Annotated in this window: 22 protein-coding genes; 8 read left to right on the top strand and 14 right to left on the bottom strand. The window is 63.7% G+C overall.

Features of this window, described 5'->3' with window-relative positions; genetic code table 11:
• From KY494_RS18000 to KY494_RS17985, 4 genes are all read left to right on the top strand, one after another.
• Positions 1-201 carry a cbb3-type cytochrome c oxidase subunit 3 gene (locus KY494_RS18000; protein WP_071080089.1) on the top strand — a complete coding sequence of 67 codons (201 nt, stop codon included), beginning with the start codon at positions 1-3 and terminating at the stop codon, positions 199-201.
• Positions 194-1,114, top strand: coding sequence for a cytochrome-c oxidase, cbb3-type subunit III (gene ccoP / locus KY494_RS17995; protein ID WP_219134167.1), 921 nt, complete (start codon positions 194-196; stop codon positions 1,112-1,114). Before KY494_RS18000 ends, ccoP begins: the two co-directional genes overlap by 8 nt.
• A 4-nt stretch (positions 1,115-1,118) precedes the next feature.
• Positions 1,119-2,501, top strand: a complete 1,383-nt coding sequence (gene ccoG, locus KY494_RS17990; protein ID WP_257572065.1) for a cytochrome c oxidase accessory protein CcoG — start codon at positions 1,119-1,121, stop codon at positions 2,499-2,501.
• A 146-nt stretch (positions 2,502-2,647) separates the two neighbouring features.
• Complete coding sequence (locus tag KY494_RS17985; protein WP_219134166.1) at positions 2,648-3,172, top strand: FixH family protein; 525 nt, start codon at positions 2,648-2,650, stop codon at positions 3,170-3,172.
• 3 nt (positions 3,173-3,175) lie between these two features.
• On the opposite strand, the gene fnr is transcribed toward KY494_RS17985, so the two are convergent.
• Positions 3,176-3,934: a fumarate/nitrate reduction transcriptional regulator Fnr gene (gene fnr / locus KY494_RS17980; RefSeq protein ID WP_071080086.1), complete on the bottom strand. Its 759-nt coding sequence runs from the start codon at positions 3,932-3,934 to the stop codon at positions 3,176-3,178.
• 239 nt (positions 3,935-4,173) lie between these two features.
• Between fnr and KY494_RS17975 the strand changes: the two genes are divergently transcribed.
• Positions 4,174-7,248: a response regulator gene (locus KY494_RS17975; RefSeq protein WP_219887735.1), complete on the top strand. Its 3,075-nt coding sequence runs from the start codon at positions 4,174-4,176 to the stop codon at positions 7,246-7,248.
• Positions 7,249-7,349: 101 nt separating this feature from the next.
• Here KY494_RS17975 and KY494_RS17970 read toward each other — a convergent pair whose 3' ends face one another.
• The 9 genes from KY494_RS17970 to KY494_RS17930 all read right to left on the bottom strand — a co-directional run bounded on the left by KY494_RS17970 (position 7,350) and on the right by KY494_RS17930 (position 15,604).
• Positions 7,350-8,117 (bottom strand): TOBE domain-containing protein, encoded by a 768-nt coding sequence (locus tag KY494_RS17970; RefSeq protein WP_219891636.1) that lies wholly within the window; start codon positions 8,115-8,117, stop codon positions 7,350-7,352.
• A gap of 40 nt (positions 8,118-8,157) precedes the next feature.
• Positions 8,158-8,859, bottom strand: coding sequence for a sulfate/molybdate ABC transporter ATP-binding protein (locus KY494_RS17965; protein ID WP_219891635.1), 702 nt, complete (start codon positions 8,857-8,859; stop codon positions 8,158-8,160).
• 17 nt (positions 8,860-8,876) lie between these two features.
• Positions 8,877-9,548: a molybdate ABC transporter permease subunit gene (gene modB, locus KY494_RS17960; RefSeq protein ID WP_219887734.1), complete on the bottom strand. Its 672-nt coding sequence runs from the start codon at positions 9,546-9,548 to the stop codon at positions 8,877-8,879.
• A gap of 19 nt (positions 9,549-9,567) precedes the next feature.
• Entirely contained in the window at positions 9,568-10,326 is a 759-nt protein-coding gene (gene modA, locus KY494_RS17955; protein WP_219887733.1) for a molybdate ABC transporter substrate-binding protein, read from the bottom strand.
• A gap of 118 nt (positions 10,327-10,444) precedes the next feature.
• A complete protein-coding gene (locus KY494_RS17950; protein WP_219134161.1) occupies positions 10,445-11,458 on the bottom strand; it encodes a bile acid:sodium symporter family protein in 1,014 nt (337 codons plus the stop codon).
• 206 nt (positions 11,459-11,664) lie between these two features.
• Entirely contained in the window at positions 11,665-12,027 is a 363-nt protein-coding gene (locus KY494_RS17945) for a BON domain-containing protein (RefSeq protein ID WP_219887732.1), read from the bottom strand.
• Between the two features lie 255 nt (positions 12,028-12,282).
• Positions 12,283-13,662 carry a sigma 54-interacting transcriptional regulator gene (locus KY494_RS17940; RefSeq protein ID WP_219887731.1) on the bottom strand — a complete coding sequence of 460 codons (1,380 nt, stop codon included), beginning with the start codon at positions 13,660-13,662 and terminating at the stop codon, positions 12,283-12,285.
• Positions 13,659-14,195, bottom strand: a complete 537-nt coding sequence (locus tag KY494_RS17935) for a protein bicaudal D homolog (protein WP_258194300.1) — start codon at positions 14,193-14,195, stop codon at positions 13,659-13,661. The genes KY494_RS17940 and KY494_RS17935 overlap by 4 nt, the downstream gene beginning before the upstream one ends.
• Positions 14,192-15,604 (bottom strand): ATP-binding protein, encoded by a 1,413-nt coding sequence (locus tag KY494_RS17930; protein WP_219887730.1) that lies wholly within the window; start codon positions 15,602-15,604, stop codon positions 14,192-14,194. The genes KY494_RS17935 and KY494_RS17930 overlap by 4 nt, the downstream gene beginning before the upstream one ends.
• 282 nt (positions 15,605-15,886) lie before the next feature.
• On the opposite strand from KY494_RS17930, the gene KY494_RS17925 reads away from it, so the two are divergent.
• Complete coding sequence (locus tag KY494_RS17925) at positions 15,887-18,757, top strand: insulinase family protein (protein ID WP_219887729.1); 2,871 nt, start codon at positions 15,887-15,889, stop codon at positions 18,755-18,757.
• A 124-nt stretch (positions 18,758-18,881) separates the two neighbouring features.
• Here the strand turns inward: KY494_RS17925 and KY494_RS17920 are convergent, their stop codons facing one another.
• Positions 18,882-19,286 carry a VOC family protein gene (locus tag KY494_RS17920; protein ID WP_219134156.1) on the bottom strand — a complete coding sequence of 135 codons (405 nt, stop codon included), beginning with the start codon at positions 19,284-19,286 and terminating at the stop codon, positions 18,882-18,884.
• A gap of 57 nt (positions 19,287-19,343) precedes the next feature.
• Positions 19,344-20,234 (bottom strand): AraC family transcriptional regulator, encoded by an 891-nt coding sequence (locus tag KY494_RS17915; protein WP_219887728.1) that lies wholly within the window; start codon positions 20,232-20,234, stop codon positions 19,344-19,346.
• A 127-nt stretch (positions 20,235-20,361) separates the two neighbouring features.
• Between KY494_RS17915 and KY494_RS17910 the strand changes: the two genes are divergently transcribed.
• Positions 20,362-21,393 carry a methyltransferase domain-containing protein gene (locus KY494_RS17910; protein WP_219887727.1) on the top strand — a complete coding sequence of 344 codons (1,032 nt, stop codon included), beginning with the start codon at positions 20,362-20,364 and terminating at the stop codon, positions 21,391-21,393.
• 12 nt (positions 21,394-21,405) lie between these two features.
• On the opposite strand, the gene KY494_RS17905 is transcribed toward KY494_RS17910, so the two are convergent.
• Complete coding sequence (locus tag KY494_RS17905; RefSeq protein WP_219887726.1) at positions 21,406-22,305, bottom strand: LysR substrate-binding domain-containing protein; 900 nt, start codon at positions 22,303-22,305, stop codon at positions 21,406-21,408.
• A 112-nt stretch (positions 22,306-22,417) separates the two neighbouring features.
• Here KY494_RS17905 and KY494_RS17900 point away from each other — a divergent pair, with 112 nt between their 5' ends.
• The gene (locus KY494_RS17900; RefSeq protein WP_219887725.1) at positions 22,418-23,698 is read left to right on the top strand and encodes an MFS transporter; all 1,281 of its coding nucleotides are present in this window, start codon (positions 22,418-22,420) and stop codon (positions 23,696-23,698) included.
• Here KY494_RS17900 and KY494_RS17895 read toward each other — a convergent pair.
• Entirely contained in the window at positions 23,674-24,333 is a 660-nt protein-coding gene (locus tag KY494_RS17895) for a metalloregulator ArsR/SmtB family transcription factor (protein WP_219887724.1), read from the bottom strand. The two genes, KY494_RS17900 and KY494_RS17895, sit on opposite strands and share 25 nt — an antisense overlap.
• Positions 24,334-24,416: the final 83 nt, after the last annotated feature.

Here is a 24,416-nt window from a genome sequence, read left to right as displayed (position 1 = left end):
ATGGCAATCGAAAACCTGTTTGACAGCGCCAGCAGCGTCATGACGGTGGTTTCCTTTACGACGTTCGTAGGTATCCTGTGGTGGACGTTCAGCCGCAGCAATAGCGACTTCGACGCGGCGGCGCGCCTGCCGTTCGACGACGAGGCGCTCGACTACGCGGCCGATGCCGCGCCGGCACAAGGGGAGCGCAACCATGGCTGACTTTACCAATGGCTTCTGGAATATCTACATCATCGTGCTGTCCCTGCTGGGCATCATCGGCTGCGGCGTGCTGCTGTACTCGCAGTCGAAAATCAAAGTGGTCGAAGGCGCGCCTGCCGACGGCACCACGGGCCACGTCTGGGACGAGGACTTGAAGGAACTCAATACGCCGATGCCGCGCTGGTGGATGTGGTTGTTCTACATCACCATCGTCTTCGCCCTGGCGTATCTGTTCCTGTACCCGGGCCTGGGCACCTATGCCGGCAGCCTGGGCTGGAAATCGACGGGCCAGTACGAGGAAGAGCTGAAGAAGGCGGAAGCCGACTACGGTCCCCTGTTCAACAAGTACCTGAGCCAGGACTTGAAGACGGTGGCCGCCGATCCGCAGGCGCAAGCCATCGGCCAGCGTCTGTTCCTGACCTACTGCGCGCAATGCCACGGTTCGGATGCGCGCGGCAACAAGGGCTTCCCCAACCTGACCGACAAGGACTGGCTGTATGGCGGTGATCCCGACATCATCAAGACCACCATCATGCACGGCCGCAATGGGCAGATGCCGCCGATGGGCGCCGCACTGGGTTCCGAAAAGGATGTCGAGAACGTGGCCCATTATGTGCTGAGCCTGTCCGGTTCCACCTCGGATCCCGTCAAGTCCGTGCTGGGCAAGGCCAAGTTCGGCGCCTGCATGGCCTGTCACGGCGCCGATGCGAAGGGCAACCAGATGCTCGGTTCGCCTAACCTGACGGACAAGATCTGGCTGTACGGCGGCAGTGCCGATACCATCATGGAAACCATCCGCAAGGGACGCAACAACACCATGCCGGCCTTCAGCGATTTCCTCGGCGAGTCCAAGGTCCACGTGCTGTCGGCGTATGTCTGGAGCCTGTCGAATCCTCAGACGCCCGTGAAATGATGTAATGGAACCTCAAGTCATCAAGATGTATGCGGCCCGCGAGCAGATCTACCCTCGCGAGGCCAAAGGACGCTACGCTACCTGGCGATGGGTATGCGTATGGCTTACCCAGCTGGCGTTCTACGGCTTGCCGTGGTTGACCTGGAATGGCAGGCAAGCCCTGCTGTTCGATTTGACCACGCGCAAGTTCTACATTTTCGGCGTCGTGCTGTGGCCCCAGGATTTCATCTATCTGGCGGCCCTGCTGATCATCTGTGCGTATTTGTTGTTCCTCGTCACGGCCATTGCCGGGCGGGTGTGGTGCGGGTTCTCTTGCCCGCAAACGGTATACACGGAAATCTTCCTGTGGGTCGAACGCCGCATCGAGGGCACGCGCAGCGCGCGCATGGCCCTCGACAAGCAGGGGCCCTCCGTGCGCAAGGCCGTCAAGAAGACGGCCAAGCACCTGGTATGGGGCGCCATCGCCCTGTGGACGGGCTTTACCTTTGTCGGCTACTTCACGCCGATCAAGGAACTGGCGCAGGCGGTGACCACCCTCAATTTCGGTCCCTGGGAATGGTTCTGGGTCTTGTTCTACAGCCTGGCAACCTACGGCAACGCGGGCTGGCTGCGCGAGCAGGTGTGCAAATACATGTGCCCCTACGCGCGCTTCCAGAGCGCCATGTTCGACCAGGACACCCTGATCATCACTTACGATGCCAAGCGCGGCGAACCGCGTGGCGCCATCAGCAAGAAGGCCGGCAACAACGACAAGCTCGGCGATTGCATCGACTGCACGCTGTGCGTGCAGGTGTGTCCGACCGGCATCGATATCCGCAACGGCCTGCAGTATGAATGCATCGGCTGCGCCGCCTGCGTCGATGCCTGCAATACCGTGATGGACAAGGTCGAGCGGCCACGGGGACTGGTACGCTACAGTACCGACCATGCGATGGAAAACAACTTCAATTCGAAGCAGATACGCCAGCGCGCCATGCGCCCGCGCGTCTTGATCTACACTTCCATCCTGGCCCTGATCATCATCGCCGTGTGTACCTCGCTGGCCCTGCGCACGCCCCTGAAAATGGACGTGATCCGCGACCGCGGTTCGATGGGACGCGAAGTGGAAGACGGCATGATCGAAAACGTCTACCGCCTGCAGATCATGAACACGTCCGAGCAAACCCAGCATTTCAAAATCAGCGCTTCCGGCTTGCCGGGCCTGACCTTGCTGACGCGCGAAGAGGTGACCTTGCAGCCGACGGAAACGCTGGGCTGGCCGATCCGCCTGCGCGTGCCGCACGGCGTGGGAGAAAAGGGGTCGAACAAGATTGCGATCGAATTGCACTCGCTGGACGACCCATCGCTGCATGTGCGTGAAAGCGCGGTCTTCATCGTGCCGCGGTGATGTTGATTCGGGGTCGGACCCTCTGGGTCCGACCCCGGTATTTCGCCGTAGGGGTATCATCAATCATGCGTTAGGGTCACTTGATTTTCAACCCGGAAGCAAAAGCTGGGGTCAGACCCACAGGGTCCGCCCCCAAGGAGAACAAAATGTCCGACAGTCTGAAACTGCAACCTCCCGTTGCACCGTGGTACAAGCATCGCTGGCCTTGGCTGCTGATGATCGGTCCCGGCCTGTCCGTGGTCGTCGGCAGCTGCATGGCGTATATCGCGTTTACGCAGCCCGATGCGCTGGTGGTAGGTGATTATTACAAGCAGGGCAAGGCGATCAACCAGGACTTGCGGCGCGACACGATCGCCAGCGACCTGGCGATGGATACCAGCCTGTCCTATGATGTGGCGTCAGCGCGCCTCAGTGGTTCCGTGCACAGCTTCGGCAAGGCTTATCAGGGTCCGTTGCAGCTGCATCTGGCGCATGCGACCCTGCCGGAAAAGGATATCAAGCTGCTGGTGCAGCCCGATGCGGCCGGCAATTTTTCCGTAGCGCTGCCGATGCTCGAACGCAGCCGCTGGCAAGTACTGGTGGAAAACGACAAACGCGAGTGGCGCCTGTCCGGCATCTGGACCTGGCCGCTGCAGCGCAGCATCGCGCTGCACGCCGATGAAGAGCTGTAAGCCTTATTTGCAGACGTCGGTACCGGCCGTAATGGCCTTCAGTTTGGCCGGCTGCAAGATCTCGATCTCGCGGTTGGAGACGCGCAGCCAGCCTTCCTTCTTGAATTTCGACAATAAACGGCTGACGCTCTCGATGGTCAGCCCCAGGTAATTGCCGATTTCCTCGCGCGACATGCGCAGCTGAAATTTGCTGGCCGAATAGCCGCGCGCTTCATAGCGCGAGGCCAGGTTGACGATAAAGGCGGCAAAACGCTGGGTCGCCTGCATATTGCCCAGCAACAGCATGACGCTTTGTTCGCGCGTGATTTCCTGGCTCATCATGCGATGGAAATGGCGCAGCAGGGTCGGCATATTGCCCAGCAATTGTTCCAGGCTGGAAAAAGGAATTTCACACACTTCGCTGTCTTCCAGCGCCACCGCATTACAGTGGTGGCGGTCGGCGCTGATGGCATCCATGCCCAGCAGTTCGCCAGCCATCTGGAAACCCGTCACCTGCTCTTCGCCGCCCGGATTGATCTGGTACGTCTTGAAGTGCCCCAGGCGGATCGCGTACAGGTTCTGGAACGAGTCGCCGATGCGGAACAGCGAGGCACCGCGCACGATCTTGCGGCGGCGGCCGATGATCTGGTCCAGCCTGTCCATGTCGCCCACATCGAGGCCCATTGGCAGGCACAATTGATGCATGCTGCAGGTCGAGCATCGCGCACGCAACGCTTCCACGGTCACTGTGGGCATGGTGGGAGTGAGTAGCGCTTCAGTCATGTCGGTACCTTTTAGAAAATGCAACAACAAGTTTACTGCATACAGGGTTGCCGTGTGCCAATTTCACCGCATTTCCGCTGAATAAACGACGTTCTGACTTTGATTATATGGCAACATCGTCAAAAGCCCATGCGGGGAGGGCAATTTGCGCGGTGGCGCTTGCCAAGCTGGGGCATTGATAGGAAAATTCCTGACAGCATTATCTGCCGCCTGTGCCGCCCGGTACTGAAAAGGAAATCATGAAGCCACTCGGCATCAAAGTAAAAGTCGCGCTGGCCACCAGCCTGACCTCGATCGCCATGATCGCGCTGGTCACCATGATCCAGCTGCAGCACATGCGCGCCGACTTCACCCGAGTACTGCTGAGCCAGCAATCTGCCCTGATCACCCGTACCGCTGCCGAACTCGACGACAAGCTGGGCATGCTGCTGCAGATCGTCACGCTGACGGCCAGGCAGCAGCCGCCGGAATTGATCGGCCAGCCCGCCCAATTGCGCGAATACTATTCGCGCCGCGCGATGCTGGTGCTGTTCGACGACGTGCTGGTGCTCGATGCGCACGGCGCCGTCGTGGCCGACATGCCGCTGGTCACGGGCCGCATCGGCATCAACGTGGCCGAGCGCGAATATTTCCAGACCGTCTTGCGCACGCGCCAGCCCATGATCACCGAGCCGATGCTGGGCAAATCGAGCGGCATGCCCATCGTGCAGATGGTCGCGCCCGTGCTCACGGCCGATGGCCAGGTGGCCGGCGTGGTGATCGGCGTGCTGCGCCTGTACAAGGACAACCTGCTGGGACGCCTGCGTTCGGAAAAGATCGGCAAGAGCGGCTATTACTTCATCCTCACGCGCGGCGCCGTGCCGCGTTACGTGCTGCACCCCGATACCGACCGCTTGCTGCAGCCACGCCAGCCGAACGCCAACCTGACGACGACCCAGCTGCTGAAGAACGATAGCGAAGGCAGCATGGTCAGCACCAACAGCCGCGGCATCACGGCCGTCAACAGCTTCAAGCGCCTGAAATCGGTGAACTGGCTGCTGGCCGCCTCGCTGCCCCTCGACGATGCCTTCGAACCGTTCGATGGCGTGCTGTACCGGCTGGTGCTGTGGAGCACCCTCGCCTCGCTGCTGGCCGCAGCCGTTCTGGGCTGGGTCACCGTGCGCCTGCTGTCGCCGCTGGTACGCCTGCGCGACACCCTGCGGGCGCTGCACACCAGCGGCAGCCGCTTCACCCCCGTGCCGGTGCAGCAGCGCGACGAGATCGGCGAACTGACGGAAGCGTTCAACGGCCTGATGAGCGAACGCGACCGCCTGCAGCAGGAACTCGAATCGCGCGCGGCGGAACTGGAACAGGAGCGCGACCGGGCCGAGGCGGCCAACCGGGCGAAGAGCGATTTCGTGGCCAACATGAGCCATGAAATCCGCACGCCCCTCAATGCCGTGCTGGGCATGGTGTACTTATTGGGCAATACCAGGCTCGATACGGAACAGCGCAAGTATCTGACCATGGTGCGCGTGGCGGGCCAGTCGCTGCTGGGCATCCTCAACGACGTGCTCGACTATTCGAAGATCGAGGCGCGCCGCATGGAATTGTCGCCCGTCGAATTCGACCTCGACGAAGTCATGAACACGCTGGCCACGACGATGACCATGAATGCGGGTGAAAAGGAGCTGGAACTGGCCATCGCCGTCGAGCCCGACGTGCCGCGCCGCCTGGTGGGCGATGCCCAGCGCCTGCAGCAGATCCTCGTCAATTTGGCCGGCAACGCCATCAAGTTCACCGAGAGCGGCGAAGTGGTGGTGGCCGTCAGCCTGACCGAGAAAGAGAACGGCCGCGCCTGGCTGCGCTTCGAAGTGCGCGACACGGGCATCGGCATGACGGACCTGCAGCAACAGCAACTGTTTGCCGCCTTTTCACAGGGCGACCAGAGCATCACGCGGCGCTTCGGCGGCACGGGCCTGGGCCTGGCCATCAGCAAGCAGCTGATCCACATGATGGGTGGCGATATCGCCGTGGCCAGCAGCGAAGGCAAGGGCAGCCGCTTCTGGTTCAGCGTGCCGTTCGAGATGCTGGCGCAGCCGGCCGAAACGCGGCGCACGCCGGCCCTGGGCCAGCTGCGCCTGCTGGTGGCCGACGATAACCGCACCACGCGCGAACTGATCGTCAAACTGATCGAGGCCTGGGGCTGGCTGGCCGACGAAGTGGACTCCGGCTTTGCCGCCATCGAACTGTACCGCGAACGCCTGGCGCAGCAACAACCATACGACGTGGTGCTGGCCGACTGGCACATGCCCGTCATGGACGGCCTGGCCACGGCCAAGGCCATCCGCCAGGCGGCCAGCGGCCAGCGCCAGCCCATCGTGGTGATGGTCAACGCCTTCGCCCGCAACCACCTGGAGGAAATCTCCAGCGCCGCCGAGGCCGATGTCGTGCTGATGAAGCCGATCACGGGCTCGAGCCTGTTCGATGCCCTGCACCAGGCGCTGATCGCCAAGAACGACGGCGGCGAGCAGCGCATCCTGCACCAGCCGCTGGGCACAGAGCTGGCCGGCGTGCATTTCCTGCTGGTGGAAGACAATCATTTGAACCAGGCCGTGGCGCGCGGCATCCTCGAACACATGGGCGCCACGCTGGACGTGGTGGGCGACGGCTTGCAAGCCGTGGAACGGCTGCGCACGGAAGCGCTGCGCTACGACATCGTGCTGATGGACATGCAGATGCCCGTCATGGACGGCTTCAGCGCCACCCACATCATCCGCACGGAACTGCGCTTGAACTTGCCCGTGATCGCCATGACGGCCGGCGTGCTGGCGTCCGAACGCGAGCGCTGCATGACGGCCGGCATCAGCGATTTCATCGCCAAGCCCGTGGTGGTGGAAGAGATGATGGGAGTCATCCTGCGCCACCTGCCGAAGCGCCCGCCCGTGCAGACGGCCGGGCCGGTGCCCCTTGCCGATGAGGAAGTATTTTCCATGGCGCCGCTGATGCGCGTGATGGGCCGCGATGCGAAAGGGCGCGGCGTGCTGCGGCGCATGGTGGAAGACGCGCTGAACAAGGGCATGACGCCCGTGCGCGACGCCGAAACGGCGTTGCAGGCGGGCCGCCACAGCGACGTGGCGCGCATCCTGCACGGCGTGCGCGGCTCCGTCGGCACCCTGGGCACGAAACGCCTGATCCGCGCCGCGTTCGCCACCGAGGAAGCCATCGACGCGGGCCGCCTGGACGAGGTGCCAAGCCTGCTGGCGCACACGGCGCAGGAACTGGAACTGGCGCTGGCGGCGGCGGCGGATTGGTTGTCCAGGCTGAAGGATTAAAAGAGTAGGTCGGATTAGCGCGCAAGCGCGTAATCCGACATGATTCGCCAACAATATTGTCGGATTACGCGGCGTGCCGCCGCTAATCCGACCTACCCAATTTACGCGGGCACGCCCAGAATCACGCTGGACGCTTTAAATATCGCCGTCACCTTGCTGCCGATCTCAATGCCCAGGTCGGTGCTGCTCTGGTTCGTGATGATGGCGGCAATCGTGCCGCCGCGCGGCAAGTCCAGCACCACTTCCGTGTTGACGGCACCCGTCTGCACGCGCGTCACCAGCCCGGACAGCTGGTTGCGCGCGGAAAAGCGCGCCCCTGCGCTGTCCGCCACGAGGATGATGGACGACGCCTTGATCAGCGCAAACGCTTCCGCGCCCGGCACCAGGCCCAGGCTGGCGCTGCTGCCCTGCGTGACGATGGCAACGATGTGCTGTCCACCCGGCAATTCCAAGGTCACTTCATCGTTGACGGCGCCTTGTTTCAGTTCAACAACTTTGCCGAGGAATTGATTGCGTGCCGTGGTTTTCATGGCCATTCTCCGTATGAGTAAAAGATCGTCGGCGATGCCTTCCGCCTGGCTGCCCAGCTGGCGCAGGTAGCGGGCATGCTCGCGCTCGATGATACGGAAATTATCGACCAGCTGGCGTCCCCTTTGCGTCAGCCGCGTGCCGCCGCCACCCTTGCCGCCCGTCAAGCGCTCGACCAGCGGCTCGCCAGCCAGGTTGTTCATCGCGTCGATGGCGTCCCAGGCCGCCTTGTAGCTCATCTTGACGAGCTTGGCCGCCTGCGTGATGGAGCCGCACTCGGCGATGGCACCCAGCAATTCCACCCTGCCGGCGCCGCCCAGATTTTCTCCGCCCACCGTCATCCATACCGAGCCTTGCAGGCCGATTTCCGCTGCCGCTGATTTATCCAATGCGTTCACCCAATGCCATGTGTTCTTCCCTGTTATCGATCTGCCCATCGCGCAAGTACAGCACATGCTCGCCGAGGATGCGCGCATCTTCCGGATCATGGGTGATCAGGATCATGGGCACGTCCAGGCGCTGCTGCCACTGGCTCAGCTCCAGACGCATTTTGACACGCAGGGCCGGATCGAGGGCGGCAAACGGTTCGTCGAGCAGCAGCGCGTTTGGCTCGGCCACGAGCGCCCTCGCCAGCGCCACCCTTTGGCGCTGGCCACCGGACAACTCGTCGGGAAACTGGTGCGCCAGTTCCTGCAAGTGGAATGCGTCGAGCCAATGCTCGACCTTCTGCAATTTTTCGCGCGCGCGCGGGTTGAACCAGCCGCGGCTCAGGCCGAAGCCCACGTTCTGGCGCACCGTCAGGTGCGGGAACAGCGCGTAATCCTGGAACAGGTAAGCCACGTTGCGCTGCTGCGGCGGCAGGTTGATGCCGGCGGCCGAATCGAACAGGGTACGGCCGTTCAGGCGGATATGCCCCGCATCCGGTGTAAACAGTCCGGCAATGGCTTTCAGGGTCATGCTCTTGCCGGCGCCGGACGGACCATACACGGCGATGCGCTGGCTGTTCGAGGTGCATTGCACGTGCATGTCGAAACGGCGTTTACCGGAGCGCAAGGTGGCGCGAATGTCGAGGTCGAGTTGCATGGGCGTCATCATCAGCGTCATTTGTGCGCGATGCGCCCGGGTGCCAGGCGGCCAGCCGACAGCAGCACCACGATGCACACAAAGGAGATGATCACCACCAGCGTATTGGCGACGTCGTCCTGGCCCGCCTGCACGGCTTCATACACGGCCACCGACAGGGTTTGCGTCTTGCCGGGGATGCTGCCGGCCACCATCAGGGTGGCGCCGAATTCACCGAGCGCGCGCACGAATCCCAGCAGCACGCCCGCGAGAATGCCGCGCCAGGCCAACGGCAAGGTGACGCGGAAGAAAATCGCCATTTCCGGGAGGCCCAGCACGCGGGCCGCCTGCTCCAGCTGCCCGTCGACCGCCTCGAAGGCGGCGCGCGCGGGCTTGAAGACGAGGGGAAAAGCGACCACCGTGGAAGCGATGACGGCGCCCTGCCACGTAAAGATCAGGTTGATGCCGAAGTTATCCTGCAACCAGATGCCCAGGGTGCCGCGCCGGCCCAGCAGCACCAGCAGGTAATAGCCGAGCACGGTGGGCGGCATCACCATCGGCAGGGTCAACAGGGCGTCGAGCAGCTCGCGCCCGGGAAAACGCGTGCGCGCCAGCAGATAGCCCGTACCGATGCCGAGCAGCAAATTGAGCGCCGTGGCCCAGGCCGCAACTTTGAGCGACAGGGCCAGCGCGGTCCAGGCGATATCCATGCAGACGCTTACCTCAAAATCAGGGCTTCTTGAAGCCGTACTTGGCCAGGATGGCTTGCGCCGGCGCCGTCTGCAGGTAGCTGACGAAGCGCTTCGCTTCGGCCGCATTGCCGCTGCCCTTGATGGTGGCGATCGGGTACAGCACGGGCGCGTCGAGCGGCACGTCCAGCACCACGTTGACCTTGTCTTTCATGATGGCCGCGTCGGTGGCGTAGACAAAACCCGCATCGACTTCACCGCGCGCCACGTAGTCGAGCGACTGGCGCACGTTCTGCGTGCCGATGGCTTTCGGCTGCACGGCATCCCACAGCTTCGCCTTCTTCAGCGCGCCTTCGGAGTAACGGCCGACGGGCACGCTGGCCGGATTGGCGATGGCCACGCGCGTCACGCCCTTGTGCGTCAGATCCGCCAGGCTCTTGATGCCCAGCTTGCTATCGTGCGGCACGATCAGCACCAGGCTGTTACTGACGAAGTCCATGCGGTCGGCCGGCAGCACCAGGCCCTGCTTTTGCGCCGCATCCATGGTTTCCTGGTCGGCCGAAGCAAACACGTCCACGGGCGCGCCCTTGACGATCTGTTGCAGCAGCACGCCCGAAGCGGCGAAGTTCAGGGACACCTTGCTGCCCGGATATTGCGCCTCATAGCTTTGCGCCGCATCCTTGAACGCATTCGTCAGGCTGGCCGCGGCCGACACCACCACTTCGCCGGCAAAGGCGGAGGTGGCGGCGGTAGCGAGCAGGGCGGCGCTGAGGAGTTGGGCGAGGGAGGTGAGGCGCATGATCGTATCCTTGTAAAGTGAACGGTGAACAAGGACCGTAATATACACTTATATATAGCGTTCTGCCACGGCACAGGTCAAGACGGCTGAACTTGCTTCAAGCACGCCCCGTGCAGCCTCAGGCAGCCACTTTCTCACTGACAAGATCATCCTTGCGCCGCGCATAGCGCTGCGCAATCACGGCGCAAATCATCAGCTGAATCTGGTGGAACAGCATCAGCGGCAGAATCACCATGCCCAGCGAGTGCGTGGCAAACAAGACCTTGGCCATGGGCACGCCACTGGCCAGGCTTTTCTTCGAACCGCAAAAGACGATGGCGATCTCGTCTTCCTTGCTAAAGCCCAGGCGGCGGCTGATGAATGTCATCAGGCCCAGCACCAGCGCCAGCAGCAAAATGCTGAACAGGCCCAGGGCCACCAGCGTTTCCACCGAGATCGTGTGCCACAGGCCTTCGCTGACGGCTTCGCTGAAGGCCGTGTAGACCACCAGCAAAATGGAACCCTGGTCGACGAATTTCAGCATGGCCTTGTGGCGGTCGACCCAGCGGCCGATCCAGCGGCGCAGGAATTGGCCAGCCAGGAAGGGCAGCAGCAATTGCATGACAATCGATAAAACAGCGTCGACCGACGACTTGCTTTCCGCGCCTTTCGCCACCAGCAAGCCGACCAGGATGGGGGCAAGGAAGATGCCGATGAAATTCGAGGCCGAGGCGCTGCAGATGGCGGCCGGCACGTTGCCGCGCGCCATGGCCGTCAGGGCGATCGACGATTGCACGGTCGATGGCAGCGCGCACAAGAACAGGATGCCCACGTACAGATCGGGCGTAAGGAAAGTCAGCGCCAGCGGACGCAGGGCCAGGCCCAGCAGGGGGAACAAAATGAACGTGCTGGCCAGCACCAGCAAATGCAGGCGCCAGTGCATGACGCCGGCCACCACGGCTTCGCGCGACAGCTTGGCGCCATGCAGGAAGAACAGGGCGCCGATGGCCACGGTGGTGATATGGCCGAAGACCACGGCCGTCTGGCCCGTGCAGGGCAAAAAGCTGGCCAGCGCCACGGTGACGAGCAGGGCGAGGGTGAAATTATCGGGTTTCAGATTGCGCAACAGGGCAGCGGGAGAGAAAGAAGACATGCGGTAGCCTGGTAGCGGCGCAGCCTTGCAACAGATGCTGTGCCGGGGATGACAAACAGCGCCGGGAGCGGCGCCAGTGCTGGCTATTCTAACCCTATCGCCGAGCTTCCTGCCTGGAAGCAGGCGTGACTTGTGGACACAATGGCACAAAAAAATGCCCTGTCCGCAGACAGGGCAACCCGGAGTAAAGTACAGCGCGAGGGGGATTAACCGGCGGCTTTGACTTTCAGCTCGTTCTTGATTTCTTTCACGCCGCTCACGGAAGCGACGATCTGCACGATGCGGTCACCCGCTTCGGCGCTCGGTACATCGCCCGACAGGACAACGACACCTTGCTGGGTTGCTACCTTGACTGGCAGGGCAGCGGCTTGCGCATCGGCGCTCAGGGCGGCCTTGGCCGAGGAAGTGATGGTTTCATCAGGGACGGCGGCGGCGGCGTTGGCGGCCACGACAGTGCCAGCAGGAGCTTGTGCTTTTGGTGCGGAGTCAGCGGCATGCGAAGCGGTGATCGAGGCGCCCGACAGTACGATAGCGGCGACCAGGGTATTGAACAGTTTCGATGTTTGCATGGTAGTTCCTCTCAATGAAGTTAAAAGCTTCTTACTTGGATAAAGCAACACGTTGAAGCGTCACATCTACCCATATAGCAAGCACCGTGCCAGCTTTTAAATTGCATTCAAAATCAAAGACTTACACTCAAACTCGATTTTTCCAGCGCGTTTGCGCCGGATCTGGCCCGAAAATCGGGGCTTTTTGTCGCCTGACGACGACAGCTTATGGCAAGACAATCAATATTTAACAGTAAGCCATTGATTATTCACGCTTTATTTTTGTCGCTCATCAGCGACAGGGTCGCCATCCCCCCGGAACAGGGCCGGCGTCAGCTCGTATTTCTGCAGTAAACGGTAGAACTCCGTGCGGTTGCGGTCGGCCAGGCGGGCCGCGTCGGCCACGTTGCCATCCGTCAGGCGCAGCAATTGAATCAGGTAGTCGCGCTCGAAGCGCTGCTTGGCTTCGTTGTAGCTGAGCGCTTCCAGCGACGGCACGCGCAAGGCCCGCTGCACCAGGGACAAGGGCACCAGCGACGCCGTGGCCAGCGCGCACACTTGCTCGACCACATTGACCAGCTGGCGCACGTTGCCGGGCCATGGCGCCGCCACCAGGGCCGTGAGGGCATCGGGCGCGAAGCCGTTCAGCGGCTTGTCGTACTTGGCCGCCAGTTTCTGCAGGAAATGGTTCGCCAGCAGGGAAATATCTTCGCGGCGCTCGGCCAGCGGCGGCAGGGTCAGGGTGACCACGTTCAGGCGGTAATACAAATCTTCACGGAACTGCCCTTCCGCCATGGCCACGTCCAGGTCGCGATGCGTGGCGGACAATAAGCGCACGTCGACGGGCCGCGTCTGGTCGGCGCCCACGGGCCGCACGGCCCGCTCCTGCAGCACGCGCAACAGTTTGACTTGCAGCGGCAGCGGCATGTCGCCGATCTCATCTAAAAACAGGGTACCGCCATCGGCCGCCTGAAATAAACCTTCGCGGTTGCCGACGGCGCCCGTAAACGAGCCCTTCACGTGGCCGAACAGTTCCGATTCCAGCAACTGCTCGGGGATGGCGCCGCAGTTGACGGCGATGAACGGCGCCTTGGCGCGGCGGCTGGCGTTGTGCAGCGCGCGCGCCAGCAATTCCTTGCCCGTGCCGCTGGGACCGCGGATCAAAATGCTGGCGTCGGAAGCGGCCACCAGCTTGGCTTCGGCCAGCAGCTCGGCCATCTGCGCGCTGCGGCTGATCAGCTCGGCCCGCCAGCTTTCGTCGCCGGACGCGGGCGCCGGCATGACGGTGGACAAGTTGATGGCATATGCCACTTTTTCCATCAGCAGCTTGCCGTCGAACGGCTTCGTCAGATACGCAAACGCGCCACGCGCCGTGGCGTCGACGGCGTCGGGAATGGTGCCGTGGGCGGTCAGCAGGATGACGGGCAGGGCCGCATGCTGGCGGCGGATTTCATCGAACAGGGCCAGGCCGTCGCGGCCCGGCAGTTGCACGTCGGTAATGACCAGGGCCGGCAATTCCACGGCCAGGCGCGCCAGCGCCGCTTCCGCGCTGCCCACGGCCGTGACCCGATAATTACCCGCCTTCAAGCGGATGGTCAGCAGGCGCAGCAGGTCGGGATCGTCGTCGACCAACAAAATGTGGGCGTGCTCGCTCATTTTGGCGCTCCCGCGGCGGGCCGCACGGAGAGGCTGCGCTCGATGTTTTTCAGCGCCTCGAGTTTTTCATTGAGCTGCTCGTTGCGGCGCTGGGCGTCGCGCAGCTGCGCATTGAGCTTGTCGATACTCTCGTCCTGGCGGCGCAGTTCCGCATACTGGCTGCTGAGCAATTGCGCCAGCGGCGCCAGCAGTTGACCATCTTTGGCCGTGGCCAGCGGTTCCAGCAAGGCTTGCGCGCGGGCCAGGTCACCGGTGCCGCGCACGGTGGCCTGCAGCATGGCGCGGCGGATGGTGTTGGATGGCGCATGATCGGCCTTCGCCAGGTCCAGCTGCGCTTTCACCAGTTCCGACGGCGTCATCAGGCGCAAGGCGCTTTGATACGCCAGCAGTTCGGTCAGCTGGGGATCGGCGACCACCACCACGCGCGGCGGCGTCTGCACCAGCACGGGCGTCTGGATAGCGGGCTTGGCGGCGCAAGCGCCCAACAGCAGCGCGCAGGCGGCCATGCCGGCCAGGGAAGTTCTCGTCATCATAAGGGCAGTTCTATCCGAAAGTGCGCGCCAGCCTGGCGCGGTAAAAGAGTGACGCGGCCATCGTGGGCAGCGATATATTCGCGCACGATGGACAGGCCGATGCCATTGCCGTTGCGCGCGCCGGCCGCCTGGCGCACGCCCTGGTAAAACGGCTCGAAGATGCGTTCGGCATCCTCGGGCGCCACGCCGGCCCCCTCGTCGATGCAATCGATGCGCACGCGGCCGCCTTCGCAAGTCAGGGTAAAACGCACGGTGCCGCCTTCCGGGCTGAAGCGCACGGCGTTCGACAGCAGGTTCGCCAGCACTGTTGCCAGCTTGTCGCGGTCGGCCTGCACGATCAGAGATTCGCCCTGCACTTCGACCGTCAGGCGGCGCGCCAGCCATTGCAGGCGCTGCCCGGCCACCACATCTTGCAGCAAGACCAGCAAGTCGACCTTGCTGCGCGCCAGATGCTGGGCGTCAAAGGCGGCGGTATTGTAGCGCAGCAAGTCTTCGATCTGATTTTGCAGGGACGCCGTGTTTTGCTGCAGGATGCCGGCGATTTCGCGCTGGCCATCGCTGAGCTTGCCGGCAACCTCGTCTTCCAGCAAGGCCACGCCTTCGCGCAGGGCCGCCAGCGGCGTTTTCAGCTCATGCGAGATGTGGCGCAAAAAACGTTCCTTGTCGGCATCGAGGTCCGCCAGGCGCTGGCGCAGCCAGTCCAGCTGCTGGCCCAGGCGGCGCGTATCGGCCGGGCCGCCGACGACGATGGGCTGGTCGTAGCGCTTCTCGCCCAGGCGCTCGATGGCCGACTCAATGCGGCGCAGTGGGCGCGACAATAGAAAACCGAAGCAGGTGGCCAGTACGGCCGCCAGCAGCACGGCGCCGCCCACCAGCACGCCCAGCACGCGGCGCTGGCGTTCCAGCTCGGCCAGCAGGGCATCGTTGCGGCTGCCGATTTCCGTCTTGCTTTCGCGCGCCAGGCTGTCATTGATCTGCGCCATGCGGGCAAACGCGCGGTACACGACGGCGTGGCCATCGCGCTTGCGGCGCTTACCCGCTTGCAAGACTTCCCACGCCGCTTGCGCCTGCGCCGTCCACTCGTCGGCCAGCTGCGAGGCAAACTCGGGCGTGGCGCGGTTCAGCACTTGCAGCGCCGCCGTCGCTTCGTCGCGGGCCGCCGCATAGCGCTCGCGGAACACGGGATCATCGAGCACGAGGAACTGGCGCGCGCTGCGCTCCATGGCCAGGGTACGCTCGGACAGACGCTGCGACTGTTCTGTCAGGGCAATCGCCTGCGCCGCCGTCTCGCGCCCCAGGCGCGCCAGGTGCTCCAGGGTCAGCAAGGCTTGCACGGAGGTAGCCGTCAAAATGCCCGTCGTCAAAATGAAGGCGGCAAATAACAGTTGGCGAAAGGACAGTCTGGACAAGGTAAGCGCCTTCGGTTCGGTCAGCAAGGGGGAAAAGGCGCATGGTACGCTAAGCCGCCATCCCGGGGCGCCACCCGTAAAAGAGGCTATTTGGCAACATTGTTGCTTTTGCGACCGACAAGCAAGCCTCGGCGGCGGCGCACGAATACTCCTAGTACAATAGGGAAAAACTTCACGCAGGCATCAAACTGGCGCCCGCCCTGGCATTACGCCACTTTGCCCCCACCTGTGATGCAGCCCCACCGACTATCCGTTTCACCTACTGAAGAGATCCCATACCGCATGAGCACATTTGAAAAAGTCAGCAGCAACTTCATTCCAGTCTTGCAGGCAACCATCGAGCAATATGTCGAGCCAGCAACGGGCATGCGCCATATCCACATGCATACCGAGCAGGCTGAGATGGTGTTCCTGGTGGCCTTTCCCACTGTGCCTGAAGTAAGCGACGGGCGCGCCCACATCCTCGAACACCTGGCCTTGTGCGGCTCGTCGCGCTACCCGGTGCGCGACCCCTTCTTCTCGATGCTGCGCCGCTCGACGGCCACCTTCATGAACGCGATGACCTATCCGGACCGCACCGTGTACCCGTTCGCCAGCACCGACCGCAAGGATTTCTTCAACCTGCTCGACGTGTACCTGGATGCCGCCTTCTTCCCCAACCTCGATTACCTGAATTTCCGCCAGGAAGGCTGGCGCCATGCGTTCGAAGGCGACAAGCTGGTGTACCAGGGCATCGTCTTCAATGAAATGAAGGGCGCCTTCAACAGCCCCATGCGCGCGCTCGACAGCGGCATCGCCAGCACCTTGCTCAAGGGCACGACGTATGAAGTGGAATCGGGCGGCGATCCGCTGGTGATCCCGGAACTCACGCATGCCATGCTGAAAGAATTCCACGCCAGCCACTACCATCCGTCGCAAGCCGTGATCATGACCGCAGGCAATATCGAAGCATCGGCCGTGCAGGAACAAGTGGCCGAACGCGTGCTGTCCAAGCTCAGCGGTTTCTCCGAACGCCGCCTGCCGCAGCTGGCGCCCGCCTGGACCGCGCCGCAGGAAAACATCGTCAACATTCCGTCGCAGGAAGCGCGCGACGATGAATTCGGCCTGCAATTCGCCTGGTTGATGGGCGAGTCGAGCGACCCCATCGCCTACTACCACGCGCATCTGCTGTCGCACGGCTTGCTGGGCGAATCGTCGGCGCCCGTCATGCGCGCCATGGAATCGGCCGGCTATGGCCGCCCATCGGACATGAATGGCCGCGACGCGGGCATCCGCCAGATGGTGTTCCACATCGGCATGGAAGGGTTGACGCAGGAACAGATCGCCGATGCGCACCAGCGCATCTGGACGGCGCTGGAAGAGACGGCGGAACAGGGCATTCCCGCCGCCGTGCTGCACGCGGCCTTGCGCGACATCAAATACAGCCAGCGCGAAATCAGCAGCGGCCGCATGCCGTATGGCCTGGGCCGCTTGCTGCACGCCTTGCCGCTGGCCATGTATGGCGGCGACGTGATGGACGCCTTCGACAATGCGGCGATTTTGGAAACGCTGGAACAGCAGATCGAAGGCACTGAATTCTTCAAGCAGCTGGTGCGCGAGCTGATCGCCAATCCGACCCGTTTGACCACCCACGTGGTGCCCGACAGCGCCTATTTTACCGACCGTGCCGCGCAGGAAGACGCCAAGCTGGCGGCCCTGCAAGCGCGCTTGACGGATGCCGAGCGCGAGCACATTGTCGCCGAGTCCGCCGCGCTGGAAGCGCATCAGCAACTGCCATCGAATTCGGAAGTGCTGCCGCGCATCCGCCCCGGCGACGTCAGCGCCGCGCCGCGCCCGGCCTTGCCGATTCCCCCGGCGATCGACGGCGCCGTGGCGTTCAGCATTGCCTCGAACGGCATCAGCTATGCCAACGTGCTGTACGACGTGTCGAGCCTGCCGGAAGCGTCGTGGCCCTGGCTGCGCCTGTACACGGACCTGGCGCCGGAACTGGGCGTGGGCGACATGTCGTTCGACGACGCCAGCGCCTGGCGCCAGAGCATGGTGCCTTCGTTCCACATCGGCCTGGAAGCCATTCCCCGCCCGCAGCAAGCCATGCGCGTGGAATTGTCGTTCTCGGCCAGCGGCTTGCGCGAAGAACACGCGGCGATTGCCGCCGTCCTGTCGGCCTGGATCGCCAAGCCCCGCTTCGATGAAGAAGAGCGCCTGGCTTTCCTGATCGAGAGCCTGGTGCAGGACAAACTCTCCAGCCTGGCCGAATCGGGCAACCGCTACGCCATGCTGGCCTCGGCAGCACCGCTGTCGCCCACGCGCCGCTTCGACGACATCGTCGGCGGCCCGGCCGCACTGCCGTTCTACCGCCGTTTGCAGCAACTGAGCAAAACCTCGGCAGGCTTGCAGGAAATCGCGCGCGAACTCGATACCTTGCACGCGCACATCATCGCCCAGCAGCCGACCGTGCTGTGCGCGGGCCTGGAGCACGATGGCATCACCCTGGCCCGCTTGCTGGAATTGCCGGCGGCCAGCACGCAGGCGGCAGCACCAGCCGTTGATGTCGCACCGGTCGCATTGCCGCTGGCTAACACGGCCCTGCATGCGACGAGCCAGATCAACCATTGCTTCGTTTCCTGGGCCGTGCCTGGCGTGCACAATCCGGACGCTGCGGCCCTGGCCGTGGCCGCCGAACTGATGACCAACCAGGTGCTGCATACGGCGCTGCGCGAAAAAGGCGGCGCGTATGGCGGCAGCGCCAGCTACGCGGCCGGCGCCGGCACGTTCACCCTGAGTTCCTACCGCGATCCGCGCCTGGCCGGCACGTTCGCCGACTTCGGCACGACGCTCGATCAGATCCTCGACGGCGACTTCTCGCAAGAGCAGGTAGAGGAAGCCATCATCTGCGTCATCAAGGGCCTCGACAAGCCGCACTCGCCGTACGCGGAAGCGCTGACGGCGTGGAACATGCAGCAGCGGGGCACGACGGAAGCCGTGCGCCAGCAGTTCCGCACCGGCGTGCTGAATTGCACCCTGGCGCAGATCAAGGACGTCACGCGCACCTGGCTGAAAAACGGCCAGCAAAGCCGCGCCGCGTTTGCGGGCAACACGACGCAAGACCTGGCCGGGCTGGACGTGGTCGATCTGCTGGCGCTGGCCAGCTAAAGCTTAGGTTTAACAGTCGGGTAGGTCGGATTAGCGTGGCGAAGCCGCGCGTAATCCGACACCACCACCGGCCAACAATATTGTCGGATTACGCGGCGTACCGCCGCTAATCCGACCTACGCTGCTATTGCGGTATTGAATTCGCTTCCATATACATCAACTCCCATTGATGCCCATCAAGATCCTGGAAACTGTGGCCATACATGAAGCCGAAATCCATCGGCTCCTTGTAGATGCTGCCGCCCGCCTGGACGGCTTTTGCCACCAGGTCATCGACTTCGCCGCGGCTCTCGGCCGACAAACACACGAGCACTTCCGTCGCCACCGTGGTGTCGCACAGCTGCTTGGGTGTGAATTGCTTGAATTTATCGTGCGTCAACAGCATCACGAAGATGTCGTCGGCAACGATCATGCAGGTCGCTGTTTCATCCGTGAAATGGGCATTGAAACTGAAGCCCAGCGCCGTGAAAAACGCCACGGAACGTTCGAGCGACTGGACGGGCAGATTGACAAAGATTTTGCGGGCCATCATGTCTCCTTGTAGGTCGAATGAGTACATCGTGCCCGCCAATTCTACACCGGCTTTTTACGCGCCCGCGCGTCCCACGGTCTTCGGCGCGTAGCCGAAATAACGGCTGAACGCGGCGCTGAAATTGGCCGGATGGCGATACCCCGTTTGCCAGCCCGCCTGCGCCACCTGACACCCATTTTCCAGCAGTAACTTTGCCCGCTGCATGCGCAGCGCCAGCAGGGTGCGCTGCGGGCTGTCGTGGTAGCGGTAGCGCCACCCCTGCTTGAGTTTGAACAAACTTAACCCTACTTGCGCGCACAGGTAGTCGAGCGTGAGTGCCTGCGCCATCTGTTCCTGCATCAGCGCGTGGACACGCTCCAGTTTGATGATATCGGCCTCGGACCAGCGCGGCACAAGAACGGGCGCCGGCCGCAGCGCCCGCAGTTGCTCCGCCAGCAAGCTGAGCACGCCGATATGCACGGCCAGCGGGTCCGTCGCGCGTAGCAGCGCGCGCGCGTGCAGGGCGGCAGTGGGTGTGGTGGCCGCATGCGCCAACTGGCGCGCACCGCCGTTGGGCAGCAAGGAAGTCAAGCCTTCCGGCCAGTAGCGCGCCAGCGCGTCTTCGCCGACCAGCACGCGCAATTGCGCCGCCCGTTGATTTGCCTCAAAACGGCGCTCGCCGCTGACGTGGTGAAACGCCGTCACCGTCGTATGCCCGCTCCGGAAATGCAATTGCCCGCCATCGCGCGTGGTGTAGCCGGACGCGCCTTCCAGGCCAATGGTAATGACCAGGCCGCCCCCGTCGTCATGCTGCGATTGCTCGACGAGCGCAAGGCGCGGGCGGTAATCGGAATGCACGAGCAGCACGCCCTGGTCGACTTGCCGCTGGTCGGCGCGGCACTCTTTCAACCCCGGATCCAGCTGGCGCCGCGTCCAGCCTGCCGCTTCCCTGTCCTGTCCTGCCATCGCTCCTCCCTGTCCCTGCGCACCGTTACGCATACGAAATGCGCCGTGCCGCATACAAATGCAAATGATAATTATTCTCATTGTTGCATAAAATGACGTTGATACCCACCTCGCCGAAAGGAAGATCATGTCATTCCATCCGCAACACGCCTTGCAACCGTACTGGGACCTGGCCGTCGCTCCCGTCCAGGCCGATGGGCTGGCCACCGCCCTGGAACTGGGCATTTTCGAGGTACTGGCCACGCCGCACACGCCGGCGCAACTGGCCGACGCCCTGTCGCTGCATGCGCCGCACACGGCCTTGCTGCTGGAATTGCTTTGGAGCATGCAGGTGCTGGAACGCGACGAGGGCGACGCAGATGCACAGCGCTACCGTTGCACGGCCACCACCTTGCAGTATTTCTGCCGCGACTCCGTGGCCTTTTGCGGCGATGCCTGGCTGTACCGGCTGCATGCGCTGCGCCATTTCGCCACGCAGCTGAACACGCTGGTGCGCGAGGGCGGCAAGGCGGCGCCGTACAGCGCGGCAAATGGGGTCAACTGGGCCGTTGCCGCACAACAGCAGATCGGCCAGGAGCAACGCGCCGTCACCATGCGCGCGGCCCTGTCCGTGATGCAGCGCATCGCCCCGTTTGCAGACGGCAACACGGCGCTGCGCCTGCTGGACGTGGGCGGCGGTCCGGGCTGGGTGGCCATTGCGCTGGCGCAAGCCCATGCGGGCGTGCGGGGCTGCGTTTTCGACTGGCCGGAAACGGTGGCCGTGGCGGCCGCGAACATCGCCCATGCGCAATTATCTGATCGCCTGGAGACCTTGGGCGGCGACCTGGACCGCGACGACATCGGCGGCGATTACGACCTCATCTGGTGCTCGTCCGTGCTGCATTTCGTGCCCGACATGGCGCGCGCCTTGCGCAAGATGCATGCGGCGTTAAAACCCGGTGGCGTGCTTGTCTGCGTGCAGGCGGAAATCGCGCCGACGCCCTTGGATGCGGCGCGCGTGCTGCCGTATTACTTGCCGATGCGCATGCTGGGCCGCACGATGACACGGCAGGGAGAACTGGCGCAGCTGCTGCGCGACACGGGCTGGCGGCAAGTGGAACAATACAGCGCCAGCGATTTCCCCATGGCACCCGTGCAAGTGCTGATTGCGCGCACTTGAATTGCAGGCGTTTTATGTCGCCCCATTCTGCAGCGACTCGATGATCAGACCAGCCAGCCGCTCGACGGGCGGCCTGGACACCGTTGAGGCACGCAGCAGTTCCAGCGACAGCGGTGGCAGGGCGGGCAAGCCCGCGTCCACATGATCGAGCGCGCACACGGTCGAGGGCAGGCCGTACGCCGTGCGCACCGTCACGCCCAGCCCGGCGGCAGCCGCCGCCCACAGTCCCGCCAGGCTGGGACTGGTAAACGCCGTGCGCCAGGCGATGCCGGCCCCATCGAGCGCCTGCGTGGCGCAGCGCAGGAACAGGCAGTCGCGGTCAAACGTAATCAAGGGCAAAGGCTCGCCCGATTCGGGTCGCCAGGCCAGGCTGGACGACGCGATCCAGCGCATGGACGGTTCGGCAATATGCTGGCGCTGCTGCGGCGGATATTCGGCCACGTCGGCGATGCAGGCGCCGCCCCACAGCAGGGCCAGGTCCAGCTGTCCCATGGCCAGGCCTTGCATCAGGGCCGTGTTGCGCGCCACGTGCGCCTCGATGCGCACTTTCGGATGCGCGCGCGCAAAGCGCCCCAGCACATCGGGCAGCAAGGCTTCGCCAAAATCCTCCTGCAGGCCCAGCCTGATCCAGCCTTCCAGTTCCGCGCCGCGCAAGGCGACGGCCGCCTCGTCATTGAGTTCCAGCAGCCGGCGCGCATAGCCGAGCAGGACTTCGCCGGACGGCGTCAGCGCCAGCCCCCGGCCATCCTTGCGGAACAGGGGCATGCCCGCCTGCTCCTCGAGTTTTTTCAGCTGCGCGCTGACGGCCGAGGTGGAACGGCCCACCTTGTCGGCCGCGCGGGCAAAGCTGCCCAGCTCGATGCCGGCCACATAGCTGCGCAAGAAGGCGATGTCGAAATTCAGCAGGCTCATGGGGCAAATGCAATCGTCCTGTTTTATGGGATGGTGTAGCGTAAATTATCTGATATTCAGAACGATCGTACTGCGCAACACTGTCAGGGTCAACCACTTTTCCCTCCCTGCCATGAGCACCAGCTGCCAAGCCATTCCTGTTCCCGTCACCGCGCCCGCGCTGGGCGACGCCCACCGCTGGAAAGTACTCGCCGTCGGCGTGGCGGCCAACGCCAGCTTTTCCGCCGCCGCCAACGGCATGCCCACCACGGCCATCTGGCTGCGCAGCGGCTATCACCTGAGCAATACGCAACTGGGGGTGGCGCTGGGCGCCATGGGCCTGGGCGTGGCCCTGACCGAATTGCCGTGGGGTATGGCCACCGACCGCTGGGGCGACCGCCCCGTGCTGCTGACGGGCTTGCTGGGCACCATGCTGGCGCTGCTGGCCTTGCTGCTGTGGATCACGCCCGCTGACGGCTCCGTGCCGCCCTTATGGGCGCTGGCGGCGGGGCTGGCGCTGGTCGGCGTGCTGGGCGGCAGCGTGAACGGTGCCAGCGGCCGCGCCGTGATGCGCTGGTTCGGCGCCGGCGAACGGGGTTTCGCCATGAGCATCCGCCAGACGGCCGTGCCACTGGGCGGCGGCCTCGGCGCCCTGATCTTGCCCAGCCTGGCATCGCGCTACGGCTTCATGCCCGTGTTTGGCGCCCTGGCCCTCGTATGCGGCCTGTCGGCGTTTTTTACGTGGCGCTGGATGCATGAGCCAGATTTCTCTGCCGAGGCCGCCACGGGGCCGCACAACGCGTCCAAAAGCCTGTCCGGGATCAAGCCACCGCCACCGTTGCGCAATCGAAAGGTCTGGCGCATGGTGGCGGCCATCGGCTTGCTGTGCGTGCCGCAGTTTGCCGTGCTCAGCTATGCCACCGTCTTCCTGCACGACCATGGCCGCCTGGGCCTGGCGGCCATCACGGCCGTGATGGTGGCCCTGCAGGCGGGCGCCATGGTGATGCGCATCTGGAGCGGGCGCCACACGGACCGCCACGCGAACCGGCCCGCCTACCTGCGCGGCTCGGCCCTGGTGGCGCTGGCGTCATTCATTTTGCTGGGATGCATCGCCTGGACGGATGCGCCAGGCTGGCTGCTGATGGCCGCCGTGGTGGCCGCCGGCATCGCCGTGTCCGCCTGGCATGGCGTGGCCTACACGGAGCTGGCGACGGAAGCGGGCGGTGCCAACGCGGGCACGGCCCTGGGCATGGCGAACACAGCCGTCTACGTGGGACTGTTCCTCACGCCGATGGCCATCCCGCACCTGCTGGCGGCCAGCAGCTGGCCCGTCGTGTGGTGGCTGGCGGGACTGGTGGCGCTGCTGACCTGGCCGCTGTTTCCCAGGGCTCAGGGCAGCGGCGAAATGCGATAGATGCAGCGCATCGCGTTCGTCAGCACATGCTGCTCGCGCACGATGCTGGCGTTCGGCCCCACCACTTCCTGGAACAGCTGCAGTTCGGAGCGGCAAAAGCCCTGGCAAGTGCGCGCGGCCGCGCAGATGGGGCAGTGGTCCTCGATCAGCAGCCAGTCGTCGCCGTCCGCTTCCACGCGCGCCATATAACCCTCTTCATCGCGCACGGCGGCCAGTTGCTGCAAGCGCGTGGGCAAGTCCGGCGCCGAGCACGCGAGCGCGTACGCGCTGCGGCTTTCCTCTTCGCGCTGCGTGATCAGTTTATCCAGCCCCGCCTCGCCGAACAGCTGGCGCACGGAGCCGATCAGCTTGATCGTCAGCTGCGCATGCGTGTCGGGAAAGCGCGCATTGCCCGCTTCCGTCAAGACCCAGTTCTGGCGCGGCCGGCCGGCGCCCGCCTGCGCTTCCTGGCGCCCTTCGATCAGACCCGCCGCCACCAGCTTTTGCACTTGCTGGCGCGCCGCCTCGCCCGTCATGTCCAGGGTCTTGGCCAGGGTCGCCGTGGAGACGGGTCCCTTGGTCTTGATGAAATACAGGATGCGCTCCGTCGTCTGCGGCGCTTCGCTATTATCCAAACGTTTACTTGTGTAATTCATTTCGCTCAACTATCATGGGGCCAGTTAACCAACTAATTGCTTGCATAATAGGCCGGTAGCTCCCCGCTGTCGAGGAGTTTCCA

It is taken from the genome of Janthinobacterium sp. PAMC25594 (genome assembly GCF_019443505.1).
In the GTDB taxonomy this organism is placed as follows: domain Bacteria; phylum Pseudomonadota; class Gammaproteobacteria; order Burkholderiales; family Burkholderiaceae_D; genus Janthinobacterium.
Note: the sequence above shows the minus strand (reverse complement) of the source record. Positions and strands in the feature narration are given on the sequence as shown.